The organism is Mycobacterium sp. GA-0227b, from assembly GCF_001499855.1.
Taxonomy (GTDB): Bacteria; Actinomycetota; Actinomycetes; order Mycobacteriales; family Mycobacteriaceae; genus Mycobacterium.
On the sequence record NZ_LQIK01000032.1, the window covers coordinates 99,954 to 116,163 of the forward strand.

The window sequence follows — 16,210 nt, forward strand, 5'->3', positions numbered from 1 at the left end:
GCAATGGCAGAGAACACCATTCAGTGGGACAAGGACGCCGACGGCATCGTCACCCTGACGTTGAATGACCCGACCGGCTCGGCCAACGTGATGAACGAGCACTACAAGGAGTCGATGCACAACGCCGTCGAACGCCTTGTGGCCGAGAAGGACTCGATCACCGGCGTCGTCATCACCAGCGCGAAGAAGACCTTCTTCGCCGGCGGTGACCTCAAGGGCATGATGAACGTCGGCCCCGACAACGCCGCCGAGGCGTTCGACGAGGTCGAGTCCATCAAGGCCGACCTGCGCAAGCTCGAGACGCTGGGCAAGCCGGTCGTGGCCGCCATCAACGGCGCCGCGCTGGGCGGCGGCCTGGAGATCGCGCTGGCGTGTCATCACCGCATCGCTGCCGACGTGAAGGGTTCGGTCATCGGACTGCCCGAGGTCACGCTGGGCCTGCTGCCCGGCGGCGGCGGCGTCACCCGCACCGTGCGGATGTTCGGCATCCAGAAGGCGTTCATGGAGGTGCTCTCGCAGGGCACCCGGTTCAAGCCGGGCAAGGCCAAGGACACCGGCCTGGTCGACGAACTCGTCAGCAGCGTCGAGGAACTGTTGCCGGCCGCCAAGGCCTGGATCAAGGCGAATCCGGAAAGTCACACCCAGCCGTGGGATGCCAAGGGCTACAAGATGCCCGGCGGCACCCCGTCGTCGCCTGGCCTGGCGAGCATTTTGCCGTCGTTCCCCGCGCTGTTGAAGAAGCAGCTCAAGGGTGCGCCGATGCCGGCGCCGCGCGCGATTCTCGACGCGGCCGTCGAGGGCGCGCAGGTCGACTTCGACACCGCGAGCCGCATCGAGAGCCGCTACTTCACGCAACTCGTCACCGGCCAGACCGCCAAGAACATGATCCAGGCGTTCTTCCTGGACCTGCAGTACATCAACGGCGGCGGCAGCCGCCCCGAGGGCATCGAGCCGGTCAAGATCAACAAGATTGGCGTGCTCGGCGCGGGCATGATGGGCGCCGGTATCGCCTACGTGTCGGCCAAAGCCGGCTTCGATGTCATCCTCAAAGATGTCAGCCTCGAGGCCGCGCAGAAGGGCAAGGGGTACTCCGAGAAACTCGAGGCCAAGGCGCTCGAGCGGGGGCGGACCACCGAGGAAAAGTCCAGGGCGCTCCTCGATCGCATCACCCCGACCGGCGACCCGGCCGACCTCAAGGGCGTGGACTTCGTCATCGAGGCGGTGTTCGAGGACCAGGACCTCAAGCACAAGGTCTTCCAGGAGATCGAGGACATCGTCGAACCGAACGCGCTGCTGGGGTCGAACACCTCGACGCTGCCGATCACCGGTCTGGCGACCGGTGTGAAGCGCCAGGAGGACTTCATCGGCATCCACTTCTTCTCACCGGTGGACAAGATGCCGCTGGTAGAGATCATCAAGGGCGAGAAGACCTCTGACGAGGCGCTGGCCCGGGTGTTCGACTACACGCTGGCCATCGGCAAGACCCCGATCGTCGTCAACGACAGCCGCGGGTTCTTCACCAGCCGCGTGATCGGCACCTTCGTCAACGAGGCGCTGGCCATGCTCGGCGAGGGTGTGGAGCCGGCATCGATCGAGGCGGCGGGTTCGCAGGCCGGCTATCCGGCGCCGCCGCTACAGCTGTCCGACGAGCTCAACCTCGAGCTGATGCACAAGATCGCCGTCGCCACCCGCAAGGGTGTCGAGTCGACCGGCGGCACCTACGAGCCGCATCCGGCCGAGGCGGTCGTCGAGAAGATGATCGAGATCGGTCGACCGAGCCGCCTGAAGGGCGCCGGCTTCTACGAGTACGTCGACGGCAAGCGCACCGGTCTGTGGCCGGGCCTGCGGGAAACGTTCAAGTCCGGCTCCACTTCAACGTCTCAAATCCCGCTGCAAGACATGATCGATCGCATGCTGTTCGCCGAGGCGCTGGAGACCCAGAAGTGCCTCGACGAAGGCGTGCTGACCTCGACTGCCGACGCGAACATCGGCTCGATCATGGGCATCGGCTTCCCGCCGTACACCGGTGGTTCGGCGCAGTTCATCGTCGGCTACCAGGGCGCGGGCGGCATCGGCAGGGAGGCGTTCGTGGCCCGCGCCAAGGAGCTGGCCGCCAAGTACGGCGAGCGGTTCAACCCGCCGGCCTCCCTGACTCCGTAGCGCTCACTGGGGCGGTGGCCGCTAGATTGGCCACCGTGCCCCAGAGCTTCACCGACGAATTCGCGGCGGGGCTGGCCGGCTACGGCGACAAGCCGTGCATCGAGTTCGAGGGCCGCTGGTACACCGGCGACGAGGTGGCGGCGTACGGCGTCGCCGTCGCCGAGGCCCTGCGGACCGCGGGTGTTGCCGACGACGCCCCGGTCGGGCTCGTGGTGCGCAACCGGCTACCCCACGCCGCGGCGATCATCGGGTTTCTCGGCGCCGGTCGCACAGTGTCGATGATCTACTCGTTTCAGTCACCGGAGGCGATCGGCCGTGACGTCGAGACGCTGCGGCTGTCGGCCATCATCGCCGACGTCGACGACTGGGCGGCACCCGTCGTCGGCGCCGCGAGGCGAACGGGAAGCGTCGGCGTGGCGATCTCATCGCGATCGCCGACCGTCGCCGCGGTTCCGGGGCTGGAACGTCGCAACCCGAGCCGCTCGCACGCGCACGCGGAACCTGGAGTGGCGCTGCAGATCCTGACCAGCGGAACGACGGGCCCGCCCAAACGGCAGTCGATCAAGACGGCGGTGCTCGAACGCACGGTCTTCAGCGTCACCAGCGGCGAGGCCGCGGCCGACGACGCCCCGCCCGAGCTCGCGTACTGGCAGTTCGGCGGAATCGGTGTGTGCCAACTGATCGCGGGCATTTACAACGGCAGGCGGATCGCGATGCTCGAGCGGTTCAGCGTCGAGGCTTACGTGGACGCGGTGAAGCGGCACCGAATCAGGCGTTCGGGCGTTCAGCCGGCCGTCGTCAGGATGCTGCTGGACGCCGAGGTCGCCAAGGAGGATCTCGCGTCGCTGGATTTTCTGATCAGCGCCTCGGGTCCGCTCGATCCGGAGACCCGCGACGAGTTCGAGGCAAAGTACGCCATTCCGATCATGCTGGCTTACGGCGCAACGGAATTCGCGGGCTCGCTGTGCGCGTGGACTCCGGAGATGGCGCGCGAATTCGGTTCGGCCAAGCGCAACAGCGTCGGTAGGGCACTGCCCGATGTCCAGTTGCGTGTCGTCGACCCCGACACCGGCGCCGAGCTCCCCACCGGAGAGCAGGGTCTGCTGGAAGCCAAGGTCGCTGCAATCGGATCGGACTGGATCCGCACCACCGACATCGCCTCGATCGACGCCGACGGTTTCGTCACGCTACACGGCAGGGCCGATGGCGCCATCAACCGCGGCGGGTTCAAGATACTGCCGGAAACCGTTAGGCGCGTTCTCATTTCGCATCCCGCCGTGCGTGATGCCTGCGTTGTCGGGGTGCCCGACGCGCGTCTGGGCGAAGTGCCGTTCGCGGCGATCGAGGTGACGCCCGGGTCGCCGGTACCGTCCGAGGACGAGTTGGCCGAGCTGGTCCGCTCGACCCTGCCGGTGTACAACGTGCCGGTGGCTTTCGCAGCCGTCGACGAACTGCCGCGCAACCCGGCGCTGAAGGTGAGCCTGCCGGCCGTCGCGGCGCTTTACGAACTGCGCGCGAAGAGGTAGTGGCGGGGCGCGTGCCCGCCGTCGTGAGCGACTTCCGGCTCGTCCCCGGTCGACAGCAGGGACCAGCCTGTTGCGAACCGCCGTTGCACCTCGGCCGGCTCGATGCCCGGCACTCCGAACCGTTCGCCGGGGACGAATTCGACGAGGAGAAGTCGCGCGTCGGGTGCGGCCACCGCGGTGACCTCGCGGACGTAGGCGTCGCGATCGTCGGCGCTCATCCCGTGCAGGCAGCCGCTGTCGACGATGAGGTCGAAGTCCGAGCCGACGCCTTCGGCGGACAACCGGGTCACGTCGGCCCGAGTGAACGTCACGTCGACCTTCGCCGCGGCGGCCTTGGCTCTCGCCGTGTTCACCGCCTTGGCGACGTAGTCGACACCCGTGACGCGCCAGCCGTGCCGGGCGAGATAGATCGAAGTGTCGCCGGTGCCGCAGCCGAGATCGAGTGCGCTGCCGGCGGGCAGCGCGTCGACGCCTTCGACGAGGTTGCGCAGGCTGGCGGGCAGGGGGTGGCCGTCCCACGGCGTGAACCCCAGCCGGTAGAAGACGTTGAACAGCAGCTGCCGTGACGACATCGGCTCAGAACGAACCGAGATCTGACGACAGCCAGTGCTGAGGCTTCATGAAGATCACTACGCTCTCGCCGTGCTCGCGGCGCGCGTACTCGAGGTAGTCGTCGACTTTCTCGGGCGGCAGATAGCGTTTGGCGACCTCGACGAGGTGCTCGTCGGTGCCCGGCTCGATCCGACTGACCGGGCCGTCGACCGCCACGTAGCGCACCGTCGGTTCGATCCGCTCGACCATCAGCGTGAATTCGCCTTGGGTCTCGATGAGCCTGTGCTTGCGCGAGCCGTCACCGGTGAGGACCCACGGCTCACCGCCGGGGCTGTATTGGTACCAGACGGGCACGGTCAGCGGACCGCGCTTGTCGCCCGCACTCACCGACAGCGCGGCGACATGAGGTTCGGCCAGGAATTGTTCGCGTTCGTCCTTCGACAGGGCCATGGCGCCAGGTTAGCCGCGGCCTCTGACATGATCCGGCGGATCGAGCGTCAGCACCCGATCCGGGAGAAGAAGGCGAGTGTGACGATGCCGATTGCGATCGCGACGGGCGTCTGACCCATCGCCGCGGTGCTCACGATGCCGGCGACAGCGGCGATGGCGATGAGCGCCAGCAAAAGCGCGTAGAACCAGCGGACCCCGATGGCGCCGTTGTGACGCGCGGGGTGAGACTCCATCCGGGTGATCCGATCACGGGCCACGACCGCCTCCTCATTGTGGCTCAGGTCACACACAGCTTGGTCTGTGAGCCACACCATACAACAGAAACCGCCGGTCAGCGAACCGGCACGGGCTTTCTGGCCTGTGCGGCGCGCGCCGCGGTGGCTGAGGCGGGATGCGGGGTGGCGCTGTCGGCGCATGCCCCGACAACTCCCCGCTGCATGGTGATCATGTGAAGCGCAGCTAAGTGCTTTGCGCGGTAGGCGGCGCGGCGCGGGTGTGGCAGCCGCCGGAAATGATGGCCGACCGACACCACTCGGACGCGCCTCGCGCCCTACTGACCCGGCGTCGCCGGTGGCTTAAAGTCGGGTGCCATGCGCTTCGGACTGTTCATCCCGCAGGGCTGGCGACTCGATCTGATCGGCATCCCACCCGAGGACCAGTGGAAGGTGATGCACGACCTCGCCGCCTACGCCGACGGCAGCGACGCCTGGGATTCGCTGTGGGTGTACGACCACTTCCACACCGTGCCGGTCCCCACCTCCGAGGCCACCCACGAGGCGTGGACGCTGATGGCGGCGTACGCAGCGACGACGTCACGGATCAAGCTCGGCCAGATGTGTACGGCGATGAGCTACCGCAACCCGGTCTACCTGGCCAAGGTCGCCGCCACCGCAGACGTCATCTCGGGCGGCCGGGTCCAGATGGGCATCGGGGCCGGCTGGTACGAACACGAATGGCGCGCTTACGGATACGGGTTCCCGTCCGCCGGGGAGCGGCTGGCCCGCCTCGACGAGGGAGTGCGGATCATGCGCGACGCCTGGCGGGCCGGGAAGGTCAGCTTCGACGGCAAGCACTACCAGGTCGCCGGAGCGATAGTCGAGCCGAAGCCGTTGCAGGAAGGCGGGATTCCGATGTGGATCGCCGGCGGCGGCGAGAAGGTGACGCTGCGCATCGCCGCCAGGTACGCCCAGTACACCAACTTCACCTCCGAGCCTGGGGGGTTCGCGCACAAGTCGCAGGTGCTGGCCGACCACTGCCGCGAGGTCGGCACCGACTACAACGCGATCGTGCGCTCGGCCAACTTCAACGCGGTCATCGGCGAGTCGGAGTCCGACGTCAAGGACCGGGTGGGCAGGGTGCGTGCGCGGCAGGTCGCCAAGGCCGACGAGTCAGCGGTGGACGCGATGTTGAGCACCGTCTCCGCACCCGAATCCGCAAGCGGCACACCGGAACAGGTCGTCGAAAAGCTGGAGAAGATGCGACAATTGGGCTGCGAGTACGCCATCCTCTACTTCCCCGAAGCCGCGTATGACCGCTCCGGAATCGAACTCTTCGAACGACAGGTCATCCCCGCGCTGAGCTAGGGCGTCGGCGGAACCGGCCCCGGAGTCGGTGCGGCTGGAGTGTCGTAGTAACCGGGCGGCGGTGGGCCGTCCAGGGAGTGGTATCCGGGCGGCAGCGGAGGGCCGCCTCCTGCCGGTGGCGCCACCGGTGGACCGTTGGACTCCGGCGCGGTTATTGACGTGTATCCGGGTGGCAGCTGCGGCGCGGGCCCGGCCCCGGGTGGTGGCGGGGCTCCCGCGGGCACCTGACCGGGCGGCATTCCGGTGAACCCGAAAGGGTCCTGAGCCTGGTGCCAGGCGTCCCTGAGGAAGCCCAGGGGACCAGGCCTCGAGCCCTGGCCGTACTGGGGGTTCGCGATCTCGGGAACCGGCGGAGCGCCGACGGGCGGCGGCGCGGGTGGGGGATCGGCCGCGTCCGCGGGCGCGACATAGGGCTGTCCCGGCGCCGGAGGTGCGTCGGCAACGGCGGGCGCGGGCGCCGGCGGGGCCGGGATCTCGGGATCCGCACTGGCGAGGCCGGCAGTGGCGAGTGCTGCGAGACCGGCCGCGACGCCGGCCAGCGCGGTCTGGGCCTTGACGGATGAGAGGGCACGAGCGCGCCAGCCTCTGGTCATGGGTAACGAGGCTAGCGGCTCACCGCGGAAGGCGCGCAGGTACGAGCGGTGGCGTATCGCGGCCCGACACCTCCTCGGTGCCCGCGACCTTTAGGATTGTCTTCTTGCCATACCGCGATCGAACAGCCCTCGATTGAGACGATCCATGGCCCACACGCGGGTGGGCGTGCTCGGCCGTCTCGGAAGGAAGCTTGCGATGAACAAGACCTCCCTGACCGCACTCGCGCGTGAGCAACTCGAAACCGCCCGTGCCGCGCGAAGCGGGCGTAGCGCGCACACCGTCTACGGCGGCCACGAGCACTCGCTGCGCCAGACGCTGATCGCCTTGACCGGCGGCTCCAAGCTCGACGACCACGAGACGAACGGGGAGGCCACCCTTCATGTGCTGCACGGTCGGGTGCGGCTGACCCATGAGTCGGCGAACTGGGAGGGTTCGGCGGGCGACCACATCGTGGTGCCGAAGTCGCGGCACGGACTGCAGGCGATCGAGGACTCGGCCGTGCTACTGACCGTGTCGAATCCCGTTGGGCCCCATATCTGATCGCGAGCCGCTAGATCGCCGGGCCGAGCAGGTCGTCGGCGTCCTTGATGACGTAGCCGTAGCCCTGCTCGGCAAGGAACCGCTGACGGTGAGCGGCGTACTCGGCGTCGAGGCTGTCGCGGGAGACCACCGAGTAGAACATCGCGCCGCCGCCACTGGCCTTGGGCCGCAGCAGCCGGCCCAACCGCTGAGCCTCCTCCTGCCGGGAACCGAAGGTACCTGAAACCTGCACCGCCACAGAAGCTTCCGGCAGGTCGATGGAGAAGTTGGCGACCTTGGACACCACCAGCGTCGGGATCTCGCCACGGCGGAACGAATCGAACAGCGCTTCGCGCTCGGCGGTCTTCGTCGAGCCCTGGATGACGGGCGCGTCGAGTTCGGTTCCGAGTTCTTCGAGTTGGTCGAGGTAGGCGCCGATCACCAGCGTCGGCTCGCCCTCGTGCTTGTCGAGGATCGATTTGACCACCGCGATCTTGGTGTGCACCGTCGAGCACAGTTTGTAGCGCTCGTCGGGCTCGGCGGTCGCATAGAGCATCCGCTCGTTGTCGGTCATCGTCACGCGCACTTCGACGCACTCGGCGGGCGCGATCCAGCCCTGGGCCTCGATGTCCTTCCAGGGCGCGTCGTACCGCTTCGGCCCGATCAGCGAGAACACGTCACCTTCGCGACCGTCCTCGCGAATCAGCGTGGCGGTCAAGCCAAGTCGACGGCGTGACTGCAGGTCGGCGGTCATCCGGAACACCGGGGCCGGCAGCAGGTGCACCTCGTCGTAGATGATCAGCCCCCAGTCCCGGCTGTCGAACAATTCCAAGTGGCGGTATTCGCCCTTGGTGCGACGCGTGATGACCTGGTAGGTGGCGATCGTGACCGGGCGGATCTCCTTGCGCTCACCGGAGTATTCGCCGATCTCGTTCTCGGTCAACGACGTTCGGTTGATCAGCTCACGCTTCCACTGCCGGCCCGCGACCGTGTTGGTCACCAGGATCAGGGTCGTCGCCGAGGCCTTCGCCATCGCGGCCGCACCGACGAGCGTCTTGCCCGCACCGCACGGCAGCACGACGACCCCCGATCCGCCCTCCCAGAACGACTCGGTGGCCATCTGCTGGTAGTCGCGCAGATGCCAGCCGTCCTGCGCGAGGCTGATCGGGTGCTTCTCCCCGTCGACGTAGCCGGCCAGATCCTCTGCGGGCCAACCGATCTTGAGCAGCATCTGCTTGACGCGGCCGCGCTCGCTGTTGTGCACCATGACGGTGTCGTCGTCGATACGCGCACCGAGCATCGGCGCGATCTTCTTGTTGCGCAGCACCTCCTCCAGCACCGCGCGGTCCAAGCTGACCAGGGTCAGGCCGTGCACCGGGCTCTTCACCAGCTGTAGACGGCCGTAGCGGGCCATGGTGTCGACGATGTCGACCAGCAGCGGCTGCGGCACCGCGTACCGGGAGAAGGTCACCAGCGCGTCGACGACCTGCTCGGCGTCGTGCCCCGCCGCGCGGGCGTTCCACAGCGCCAGCGGGGTGATCCGGTAGGTGTGCACATGCTCGGGCGCACGTTCGAGTTCGGCGAACGGGGCGATGGCCGCACGCGCGGCGCCCGCCTGCTCGTGGTCGACTTCGAGCAGCACGGTCTTGTCGGACTGCACGATCAGGGGGCCGTCAGTCATGCGCGATCCGCTGCGTTTCTCGCTGGCTGGTCATCCGGTCCATTATCCAGAACCGCCCGACCTCGGCACCGCCGAGCATGCGTGAACTGCTGCTTTTCCGTCGCTTGTGGTGTGCAGGCGCGCCCGCTCGCGCAAAGGGAGCGTCAGTCGTCGTCGGCGGTGACCACCGACGTGATCCGATGGACGGCGAAGTCACGAACCCGCCCTGACGCCGGGTCGTAGGCGGTCAACTGGCCCCCGCGCACGTTGATCGGCGCGACGACACGCTGCGTCGCCACCCCTGCGGGGTCGACGTAGCCGATCACGACGGAAGCCTGCATGTGCGCGGCCTCCTGCAACTGGGTGATCGCCACGGCGGGGTCCAGCCGCATCCCGCCGGTCGGGGCGGACGCCACCTTGCGGAGCACCGCGACGATGGCGGCCAGCGTCTGGGTGGTGGGGGTCGGGGGGAGTCGGTAGGTGCGCCGACGCCCGGGCGGGGCGGGTACCCGCGCGCCGCGCGCCCGGATGTCGACGATGGTGCCGGTCGAGTCCTCGGCTGCCGGGGCGAAGCCGGCCTGTCGCAGCGCGGCGAGCACCTCGGAGATCGGCGCCTGGGACACCGCGACGGTCGGCGCGAGCAGCCGCATCTCCAGGGCTTCGGCCGCCGGCGCGGAAACCGCCTGCGCCAGCAATGCGGCGTCCTCGCACCGCACGAACGATGCTGCCATCCCGACGCGAAGCTGGCCGTGCCTGCGCGCAACGTCGTCGATGAGATACGTCAGACCTTGCGGCACAGGGGTTTTGGAGTGCCGGGCGAACAGGGCGTGCAGCTCACCGGCGGTCCGCCCGGTGTCGAGCGCCCGCCGGATCGACGCTTCGCTGATGCGATACACCATTGCTGCGCCCGCAGACTCCACGCTCGCCACCGCGGCCAGTTCTTCGGCCAGGTCTCGTTGCAGCGGCCCCGGCACGATCACCGTCAGGTCGGCCTGGAGCAGGAAGTGGTCGATCGGCGCGGGCAGGATCCGCTCCATCTCCTTGACCACGTCATCGCCGGCGGCGTCGGCGAGCAGCGCCCGGGCCGGAGTGGCGATCGCGCCGCGGCCCACCAGGCCCAGCGCGTGTGCCTCCGTCAGCAGGTCGGCGACCGGCGCCGGTTGCAGCCGCGCCCCCCAGCGCGGCCTGCGCCAGATCATCGCGCGCGACGCCTCCGTCGCGTCGACGCCCGCGCCCGACGGAAGGCTCGCGAGCATTTCGAGCAACAACTTGCGGTCCAGCGGCGCCGCGGTCGAGAACAACGAATCCGACAGCGCGGCATAGGGTTTGTTGTCAGGTCCGCGGCTGCCGATCAGGCCCGGCCGACCGGGCAGGTCCAGCCACGCCGTGGCCATCAGGTGCCACTTGACCGCGGTCGGCGATTCGACGAACCGGTCGGCAGACACCGTCGGCGCCCAGTAGGGCCCGTCGCCGGCTTCCGGTTCGGGCTCGGGCATGCCCGCCGAGATCAGACCCGCGGCCGCCGTCACCGTGAGGATCAGCCCCAGCCTGCGCTCCTCGATGCCGGTCATCTTGGTCAGCCGCTTGACGTCGCGCACTCCGAGCCCGCCGCTGCGAAGCTCGGGAACCGGTGTGGCCCCCAGGGTTTCGAGAACAACCTCGACTTCACGCAGTAAGTCCAGGGCAGCTCCTGCAGCCACCGCGTCGGCGTCGGCCGCCGTCGTCGTCGCGACCACCGGGTCGGGTTCGGTCCACTGCACGGGCCCGGGCAGTTCGCCGCGCAGCACCTGACCGACCAGACGCGGCAGAATCACCGTTTCCGCGTCCACCTGGCGCAGCAGTCCGGCCGCCAACAGGCGCTGCACCGGACGGTCGGGCGGTGTGCCGGGCGCGGCATCGCGGGTGCGGCCCACCGGCGAGCCCTCCAGCAGCTTGCGCAGCAGATCGGACTGGGCCTCGTCGAGCGTTTCGAGCCGCGCCGCGATCTCCTCCGGCGTTGCCGTGGTGTCCTCGACGGTCGCCTGCCCCGGATACCACGGCAGCCCCGCGGCGGCTTCGGCCACCACCCGAACGGTCGTGTCGCCCCACACCAGCGCACGGTCGCGCAGATCGTCGACGGCCCCGGCGACGGCCGCCTCAGCGGCGCGGTCACCGATCAACTCCAGCAGTTTGGTCAGCGGGACGGCGGCGGTGTCGGCGTGCAGCACCAGCAGCGCGTCGAGCACGGCGAGCCGCAGGAAGTCGAGGTCATCGGTGGCGGCCTTGACCGACTGACGGGCCTGGGCGCGGGCCGCCAGCGCAGCGATCGTCCCGGGTGGCGGTTGGGTCAGGTCGGGCCGCAACTCCAGCAGCCGGATGAGCCGCTCGTCGGGAAGATCAGCCAACCAGGCGCCCAGAGGCACGCCAGGAGCGTTGTCGGTCATTGCTGACCAGGGTAAAGCAGTACGGCCGTTCGCCACCGGTCGAGGCATTTGCCACAATGTGGGCGTGGCAGACAACAAAGGGAAGAAGCGATACATCGATCCGGGCTGGCCGGCGATCGACGGTGAGGACGACCACGCAGTCAGTGAGCTTGCCACCGACCGGACCGGCGCGCTGTCGCCCTTCGGTGAGCTCACTTTCCCGCTGCCCGCGGACGACCTGCCGTACGTGCACCCGGTGACGGTCGTCAACAAGTAAGTGTCCGAGCGGGCCCGCCTCTCGCACGTCGACGAGTCCGGCGCGGCGCACATGGTCGACGTCACCGCCAAGGACGCCACCAAGCGCACGGCCGTCGCGGCCGGCACGTTGCACACCACCGCCGACGTCGTGGCGATGATCGCCACGAGTGGGCTGCCCAAGGGCGACGCGCTGGCCACCGCCCGGATCGCGGGCATCCAGGCGGCCAAGCGCACCAGCGACCTCATCCCGCTGTGCCATCAGTTGGCGCTGACGGGCGTCGACGTCGACTTCGAGATCGGCGACGAGGCGGTGGATATCACCGCGACCGTGCGTAGCACCGACCGCACCGGCGTCGAGATGGAGGCGCTGACCGCGGTCGGCCTGGCCGCGCTGACCCTCTACGACATGATCAAGGCCGTCGACCCGGCCGCCCGCATCGACGACATCCGGGTGCTGCGCAAAGAGGGCGGCAAGACGGGAACGTGGGAACGCTGATGCGTTCGGGTCGCGTCGTCATCGCCTCCACACGCGCCGCTGCCGGGGTGTACGAGGACCGCTGCGGGCCCATCGTCGTGGACTGGCTCACCGGCCGTGACATCGCCACTGGAGCGCCGGTCGTCGTACCGGACGGCGACGCGGTCGCCGATGCGATCTCAGCCGCCGTCGGCGAAGGTGTCGACGTGGTGATCACCTCCGGCGGCACGGGCATCTCGCCGACCGACCGCACTGCCGAGGCCACCGCCGAGATCGTCGACTATCAGGTTCCCGGGCTGGCCGACGCGATCCGCCGCGCCGGCGAGGACAAGGTGCCTACGTCGGTGCTGTCGCGCGGGGTGTGCGGGGTCAAGGGTCGCACGCTGATCGTGAACCTGCCCGGCTCGCCCGGCGGGGTCAAGGACGGCTTGGGTGTGCTGGACGGGGTCCTCGAGCACGCGCTGGATCAACTCTGCGGAAAGGACCACTCGCGATGACGGCCGTCGTGGTGCGCGCCGACCTGTCCGGGCAGCCGATCGAACCCGCCGAGCACGAGGCGCTGGTCGCAAACGCCTCCGCAGGAGCGGTGGTCAGCTTCGCCGGTGTGGTTCGCGACCACGACAGCGGCCGCTCGGTGATCCGGCTGGAGTATTCGGCGCACCCTACGGCGGCGCAGACCCTGGCCGAGGTGGCCGCGGAAGTCGCCGCCGAGGCGACGGGCGTGCGGGCCGTCGCTGTCAGCCATCGCATCGGAGTTCTCGAGATCGGTGATGCTGCGCTGGTGGCCGCGGTGGCGGCCGACCATCGCGCGGCGGCCTTCGAGACCTGCGCTCGCCTGGTCGACGTCGTCAAGCAGCGGCTACCGGTGTGGAAGCACCAGTTCTTCGCCGACGGCTCCGACGAGTGGGTGAACTCCGCCTAAAGCGTGTCGAGCGCGATCAGACCGTCGGGGCGGGCGGCGGGGCAGGAGCCGGGGCGACCGGAAGGTTCGGCGCCTGGCCGCCCGGTGCATCCGGCGTCGTCAGCGGCCGCTGCGTAAGCGCCAGCAGCGCATCCTTGCCGCTGACGTCCTGCGTCTGGATCGCGTGCCAGATCTCCTTGAGATACGCGACATTCGGGCTGTCGGTGGAAACCTGCGAACGGTCGACAGTGGTCCCCGGCGGCAGGTTCTGCGGGCTCGCGAGGTGTGGCACACCGCTGTCCGACGCGAGCGGAGCGACCGCCGGTGCGGGTGCCGGAGGAGCGGGCGGCTGCGCGGGTGCAGGCTGCGGTGCGTCGACGGGCGCGGGCGCAGGCGGCGGTGGCGGAGCGAACGGATTGACCGGCGGAGGCGGGGGCGGCAGCAGGTTCTGCACCGCTTCCACCGCGTCGTCGACGACGTTGCGCGGCGTGGCGCCCGACAGTGGACCACCGCATGACGGCCAGGCACCCTTGCCCTGGCTTGCGAGCACCCGCTCGGCGACGGCGATCTGCTCTTCCTTGGTGGCCAGGTGCGCTGCGGGTGCGTACTCTCCGCCGCCGTGACCGCTCCAGGTGCTCGGCGAGAACTGAAGGCCGCCCTGATAGCCGTTGCCGGTGTTGATGGCCCAGTTGCCGCCTGACTCGCAGCTGGCGACCTGGTCCCATTCGCCGTCGGTGGCGGCGTTGGCATGCCCGGCGAGGGCGAGGCTTCCGGTTCCGATAACTGCGCCGGTGAAGGCGACTTTCGCGACGCTTACAGCTGATGCAGTGGGCTTGCGATGCCGTCCACTCATAGGTGCGCTCGGTCCTCTCTTCGGCGCCTACGAGGTCAGCTGTCGGGTTCGGGCTGGAGAGGTATGCCCGGCCGTGTCGCACTATGCGATCCGGCTTCACCCCAAGGAGCCGATGGCTCCAGGTCCGTTTTGACTCGGCGGACCGGTGGGTCCCCCGCCTCCATCCAAGTTGTTCGTCGGTATCCCGTGCACCAACGGATGGAGCTCGGCGCGGTTGGGCACGGCGGGCCGGACGGTTTGAGGTCGACCGGCTTGGGACTGAACCGTAACGGCTCGCTGTGGTCGCGTCATCTTCTGCCGGTAACGGCGTTTCCGACGCCGGCAAATTCTAAAAATCCTCTAAATCCCCAGCAGTTTCCGGCATTTACGCAGGTCCGAGACCAGCTCCACCGCGCCGTAGCCAGGCTGTGACCATTCCGTTATGTGACAGAAATCACGGCTAACCGCCCGCGAAAGGGGGAAGAACATCGACGGTTTGAGAGTCGCTCAGCGCCGCGCTGTCATCGCGGACCGCGATGCCGTCGCACAGAAAAGAGCAGCGTTTCAACACTTTCGCGAGATTCTCGTCGCGCTCGCGCAATCGGACGACCAGTTCGGCGAGCGTCGTTTCCGGCCGAAGCCGAACCGTCTCCTCATCGTTACCGGCCGCGGCGCGCGCGGCCGCGAAGTAGCGCACCGTCACCGCGATCGTGGCCGTCGTCGTCATCTCACCCACGGGTCATCCGCCGATCGCGCTCATCGGCCGATCGGGTTGCACGAAGTCGGGATCGTTGATGCCATGCCCGGCCGCCTTCGCCCACATCGCAGAGCGCCACGCGGCTTCGACGGCTTCGTCGTCCGCGCCGGCGCGCATCAGCTGGCGCAGATCGGTCTCCTGCTGGGCGAACAGGCAGTTGCGGACCTGGCCGTCGGCGGTGAGCCGGGTGCGGTCGCAGGCGGCGCAGAACGCGTGCGAGACCGAGGCGATGATGCCGACCACGCCGCCGCCGTCGACCCGCCACAACTCGGCCGGCGCCGAACCGCGCGGCGCGCTGTCGGGGGTGAGGTGGAAATGCTGCTGCAGGGCGGCGAGCACCTCGTCGGCGCCGATCGCCTTGCCGCGCTGCCATTCATGGCCCGCGTCCAGCGGCATCTGCTCGATGATGCGCAGCTGGTAGCCGTGGTCGAGACAGAACCGCAGCAGCGCGACCGCATCATCGAGGCCGGTGACCGGGTCGAGAACCGCGTTGACCTTCACGGGGTCGAGGCCCGCGGCCTTCGCCGCCCGCAGCCCGGCGAGCACATCGTCGAGTCGGTCGCGCCGGGTGATGGCGGCGAAACGCACGGCGTCGACGGTGTCCAGTGAGACGTTGATGCGGTCGAGTCCGGCCCGCTTCAGCCGATCGGCCCGGCCGGCGAGGCCGATCCCGTTGGTGGTCAACGTGATCTCCGGCCTCGGCCGCAGCGCTGCCGTCGCGGCGATGACGTCCTCGAGACCGCGGGCCACCAGCGGCTCGCCGCCGGTGAAGCGCACGCTGGTGATGCCGAGCCGCGTCACGGCGATGCGCAGCAGGCGGGTCAGCTCGTCGGGCCGCAGCAGGCGCTCCGTCGGCAGCCAGTCCAGCCCGTCGGCGGGCATGCAATAGGTGCAGCGCAGGTTGCACCGGTCGGTCAGCGACACCCGCAGATCCGTGGCGATGCGGCCGAAGGTGTCGATGAGCGGACCGTCGGCCGGAGCCGAGGTGGCCGGTGCGACGGTGGGCAGGCCGAGGCCGACGACGGTCATGCGAAGGCCCGCTCCGGGTTGGTCACCGAGTCGACCGGCACGATCTCCTTGCCCAGCGGCATCAGCGACACCGGGATGAGCTTGAGGTTGGCCAGCGCGAGCGGGATGCCGATGATCGTGATCGCCATCGCCACGGCGGTGATGACATGGCCGATCGCGAGCCAGATGCCGAACAGGATGATCCAGATGATGTTGCCGATGAGAGCCCCGGGCCGCGGCCCGGGTTTGTCGACGACGGTGTTGCCGAACGGCCACAGCGCGAAAACCGCGATGCGCAGAGCTGCGAACCCGAACGGAATCGTGATGATCAGCACGAAGGAGATCAGCGCTGCCAGCAGGTAGCCCAACGCCAGCCAGAGGCCGCCGAAGATCAACCAGATGACATTCAGGATCAATCGCATAGCGGGCGCTTCTTCTCCTTCAGCGGTGGCTCCAGCCTACCGATAAGGGGGTGCTGGCGAGGTTGAGGTCAGAGTAGGATCGCAACACGCGTCCCGGCGCATTCGGGGCGC

At 68.8% G+C, this 16,210-nt stretch carries 18 protein-coding genes and 1 riboswitch; of the genes, 8 read left to right on the plus strand and 10 right to left on the minus strand.

The window, feature by feature from the left end; all coding sequences use genetic code 11:
• The first annotated feature begins 3 nt into the window (after window positions 1-3).
• Together AU185_RS21455 and AU185_RS21460 are read left to right on the plus strand one after the other, a co-directional pair.
• Complete coding sequence (locus AU185_RS21455) at window positions 4-2,160, plus strand: 3-hydroxyacyl-CoA dehydrogenase NAD-binding domain-containing protein (protein ID WP_059098276.1); 2,157 nt, start codon at window positions 4-6, stop codon at window positions 2,158-2,160.
• A gap of 35 nt (window positions 2,161-2,195) precedes the next feature.
• Entirely contained in the window at window positions 2,196-3,686 is a 1,491-nt protein-coding gene (locus AU185_RS21460) for a class I adenylate-forming enzyme family protein (RefSeq protein ID WP_082684013.1), read from the plus strand.
• Here AU185_RS21460 and AU185_RS21465 read toward each other — a convergent pair.
• The 3 genes from AU185_RS21465 to AU185_RS21475 are packed head-to-tail and all read right to left on the minus strand — an operon-like array spanning window position 3,662 to window position 4,945.
• On the minus strand, window positions 3,662-4,258 hold the full coding sequence (locus AU185_RS21465; protein WP_059098274.1) for a class I SAM-dependent methyltransferase: 597 nt from the start codon (window positions 4,256-4,258) through the stop codon (window positions 3,662-3,664). The genes AU185_RS21460 and AU185_RS21465 overlap by 25 nt on opposite strands.
• Before the next feature lie 4 nt (window positions 4,259-4,262).
• Window positions 4,263-4,688 (minus strand): pyridoxamine 5'-phosphate oxidase family protein, encoded by a 426-nt coding sequence (locus tag AU185_RS21470; protein WP_059098273.1) that lies wholly within the window; start codon window positions 4,686-4,688, stop codon window positions 4,263-4,265.
• Window positions 4,689-4,735: 47 nt separating this feature from the next.
• On the minus strand, window positions 4,736-4,945 hold the full coding sequence (locus AU185_RS21475) for a hypothetical protein (protein WP_156425622.1): 210 nt from the start codon (window positions 4,943-4,945) through the stop codon (window positions 4,736-4,738).
• A gap of 333 nt (window positions 4,946-5,278) precedes the next feature.
• On the opposite strand from AU185_RS21475, the gene AU185_RS21480 reads away from it, so the two are divergent.
• Window positions 5,279-6,271, plus strand: coding sequence for an LLM class F420-dependent oxidoreductase (locus AU185_RS21480; RefSeq protein ID WP_059098271.1), 993 nt, complete (start codon window positions 5,279-5,281; stop codon window positions 6,269-6,271).
• On the opposite strand, the gene AU185_RS24885 is transcribed toward AU185_RS21480, so the two are convergent.
• Window positions 6,268-6,864 (minus strand): hypothetical protein, encoded by a 597-nt coding sequence (locus AU185_RS24885; RefSeq protein WP_082684014.1) that lies wholly within the window; start codon window positions 6,862-6,864, stop codon window positions 6,268-6,270. The two genes, AU185_RS21480 and AU185_RS24885, sit on opposite strands and share 4 nt — an antisense overlap.
• Window positions 6,865-7,060: 196 nt before the next feature.
• Between AU185_RS24885 and AU185_RS21485 the strand changes: the two genes are divergently transcribed.
• Window positions 7,061-7,405, plus strand: a complete 345-nt coding sequence (locus tag AU185_RS21485) for a cupin domain-containing protein (protein WP_059098466.1) — start codon at window positions 7,061-7,063, stop codon at window positions 7,403-7,405.
• A 10-nt stretch (window positions 7,406-7,415) separates the two neighbouring features.
• Here the strand turns inward: AU185_RS21485 and AU185_RS21490 are convergent, their stop codons facing one another.
• The gene (locus tag AU185_RS21490) at window positions 7,416-9,065 is read right to left on the minus strand and encodes a DNA repair helicase XPB (RefSeq protein ID WP_059098270.1); all 1,650 of its coding nucleotides are present in this window, start codon (window positions 9,063-9,065) and stop codon (window positions 7,416-7,418) included.
• A gap of 143 nt (window positions 9,066-9,208) precedes the next feature.
• Entirely contained in the window at window positions 9,209-11,467 is a 2,259-nt protein-coding gene (locus tag AU185_RS21495) for a helicase-associated domain-containing protein (RefSeq protein WP_059157007.1), read from the minus strand.
• Between the two features lie 58 nt (window positions 11,468-11,525).
• On the opposite strand from AU185_RS21495, the gene AU185_RS21500 reads away from it, so the two are divergent.
• From AU185_RS21500 to AU185_RS21515, 4 genes are read left to right on the plus strand one after another with little or no spacing between them, the layout of a single operon-like run.
• Complete coding sequence (locus AU185_RS21500; protein WP_059098268.1) at window positions 11,526-11,723, plus strand: hypothetical protein; 198 nt, start codon at window positions 11,526-11,528, stop codon at window positions 11,721-11,723.
• Between the two features lie 51 nt (window positions 11,724-11,774).
• Entirely contained in the window at window positions 11,775-12,200 is a 426-nt protein-coding gene (gene moaC, locus AU185_RS21505) for a cyclic pyranopterin monophosphate synthase MoaC (protein ID WP_059098465.1), read from the plus strand.
• Window positions 12,200-12,676 carry a MogA/MoaB family molybdenum cofactor biosynthesis protein gene (locus AU185_RS21510; RefSeq protein WP_082684026.1) on the plus strand — a complete coding sequence of 159 codons (477 nt, stop codon included), beginning with the start codon at window positions 12,200-12,202 and terminating at the stop codon, window positions 12,674-12,676. Before moaC ends, AU185_RS21510 begins: the two co-directional genes overlap by 1 nt.
• A complete protein-coding gene (locus AU185_RS21515; protein ID WP_059098267.1) occupies window positions 12,673-13,101 on the plus strand; it encodes a molybdenum cofactor biosynthesis protein MoaE in 429 nt (142 codons plus the stop codon). Before AU185_RS21510 ends, AU185_RS21515 begins: the two co-directional genes overlap by 4 nt.
• Before the next feature lie 16 nt (window positions 13,102-13,117).
• On the opposite strand, the gene AU185_RS21520 is transcribed toward AU185_RS21515, so the two are convergent.
• The 4 genes from AU185_RS21520 to AU185_RS21535 form a co-directional block, all read right to left on the minus strand.
• Entirely contained in the window at window positions 13,118-13,933 is an 816-nt protein-coding gene (locus tag AU185_RS21520; protein ID WP_059157008.1) for a transglycosylase family protein, read from the minus strand.
• A gap of 9 nt (window positions 13,934-13,942) precedes the next feature.
• Window positions 13,943-14,122, minus strand: a riboswitch (cyclic di-AMP (ydaO/yuaA leader).
• A gap of 250 nt (window positions 14,123-14,372) precedes the next feature.
• A complete protein-coding gene (locus AU185_RS21525; protein ID WP_059098463.1) occupies window positions 14,373-14,639 on the minus strand; it encodes a MoaD/ThiS family protein in 267 nt (88 codons plus the stop codon).
• 12 nt (window positions 14,640-14,651) lie between these two features.
• Window positions 14,652-15,698 (minus strand): GTP 3',8-cyclase MoaA, encoded by a 1,047-nt coding sequence (gene moaA / locus AU185_RS21530; protein WP_059098266.1) that lies wholly within the window; start codon window positions 15,696-15,698, stop codon window positions 14,652-14,654.
• The gene (locus tag AU185_RS21535) at window positions 15,695-16,099 is read right to left on the minus strand and encodes a YccF domain-containing protein (protein WP_059098265.1); all 405 of its coding nucleotides are present in this window, start codon (window positions 16,097-16,099) and stop codon (window positions 15,695-15,697) included. Before AU185_RS21535 ends, moaA begins: the two co-directional genes overlap by 4 nt.
• Between the last annotated feature and the right edge of the window lie 111 nt (window positions 16,100-16,210).

Excerpts from the sequence above, each read along its gene's own strand:
- AU185_RS21485 (WP_059098466.1), top strand. The coding sequence starts at position 7,061 with ATGAACAAGACCTCCCTGACCGCACTCGCGCGTGAGCAACTCGAAACC.
- AU185_RS21470 (WP_059098273.1), bottom strand. The coding sequence starts at position 4,688 with ATGGCCCTGTCGAAGGACGAACGCGAACAATTCCTGGCCGAACCTCAT.
- AU185_RS21510 (WP_082684026.1), top strand. The coding sequence starts at position 12,200 with ATGCGTTCGGGTCGCGTCGTCATCGCCTCCACACGCGCCGCTGCCGGG.
- moaA (WP_059098266.1), bottom strand. The coding sequence starts at position 15,698 with ATGACCGTCGTCGGCCTCGGCCTGCCCACCGTCGCACCGGCCACCTCG.
- moaC (WP_059098465.1), top strand. The coding sequence starts at position 11,775 with ATGGTCGACGTCACCGCCAAGGACGCCACCAAGCGCACGGCCGTCGCG.
- AU185_RS21495 (WP_059157007.1), bottom strand. The coding sequence starts at position 11,467 with ATGACCGACAACGCTCCTGGCGTGCCTCTGGGCGCCTGGTTGGCTGAT.
- AU185_RS21525 (WP_059098463.1), bottom strand. The coding sequence starts at position 14,639 with ATGACGACGACGGCCACGATCGCGGTGACGGTGCGCTACTTCGCGGCC.
- AU185_RS21520 (WP_059157008.1), bottom strand. The coding sequence starts at position 13,933 with ATGAGTGGACGGCATCGCAAGCCCACTGCATCAGCTGTAAGCGTCGCG.
- AU185_RS24885 (WP_082684014.1), bottom strand. The coding sequence starts at position 6,864 with ATGACCAGAGGCTGGCGCGCTCGTGCCCTCTCATCCGTCAAGGCCCAG.
- AU185_RS21480 (WP_059098271.1), top strand. The coding sequence starts at position 5,279 with ATGCGCTTCGGACTGTTCATCCCGCAGGGCTGGCGACTCGATCTGATC.
- AU185_RS21515 (WP_059098267.1), top strand. The coding sequence starts at position 12,673 with ATGACGGCCGTCGTGGTGCGCGCCGACCTGTCCGGGCAGCCGATCGAA.
- AU185_RS21465 (WP_059098274.1), bottom strand. The coding sequence starts at position 4,258 with ATGTCGTCACGGCAGCTGCTGTTCAACGTCTTCTACCGGCTGGGGTTC.
- AU185_RS21490 (WP_059098270.1), bottom strand. The coding sequence starts at position 9,065 with ATGACTGACGGCCCCCTGATCGTGCAGTCCGACAAGACCGTGCTGCTC.
- AU185_RS21455 (WP_059098276.1), top strand. The coding sequence starts at position 4 with ATGGCAGAGAACACCATTCAGTGGGACAAGGACGCCGACGGCATCGTC.
- AU185_RS21535 (WP_059098265.1), bottom strand. The coding sequence starts at position 16,099 with ATGCGATTGATCCTGAATGTCATCTGGTTGATCTTCGGCGGCCTCTGG.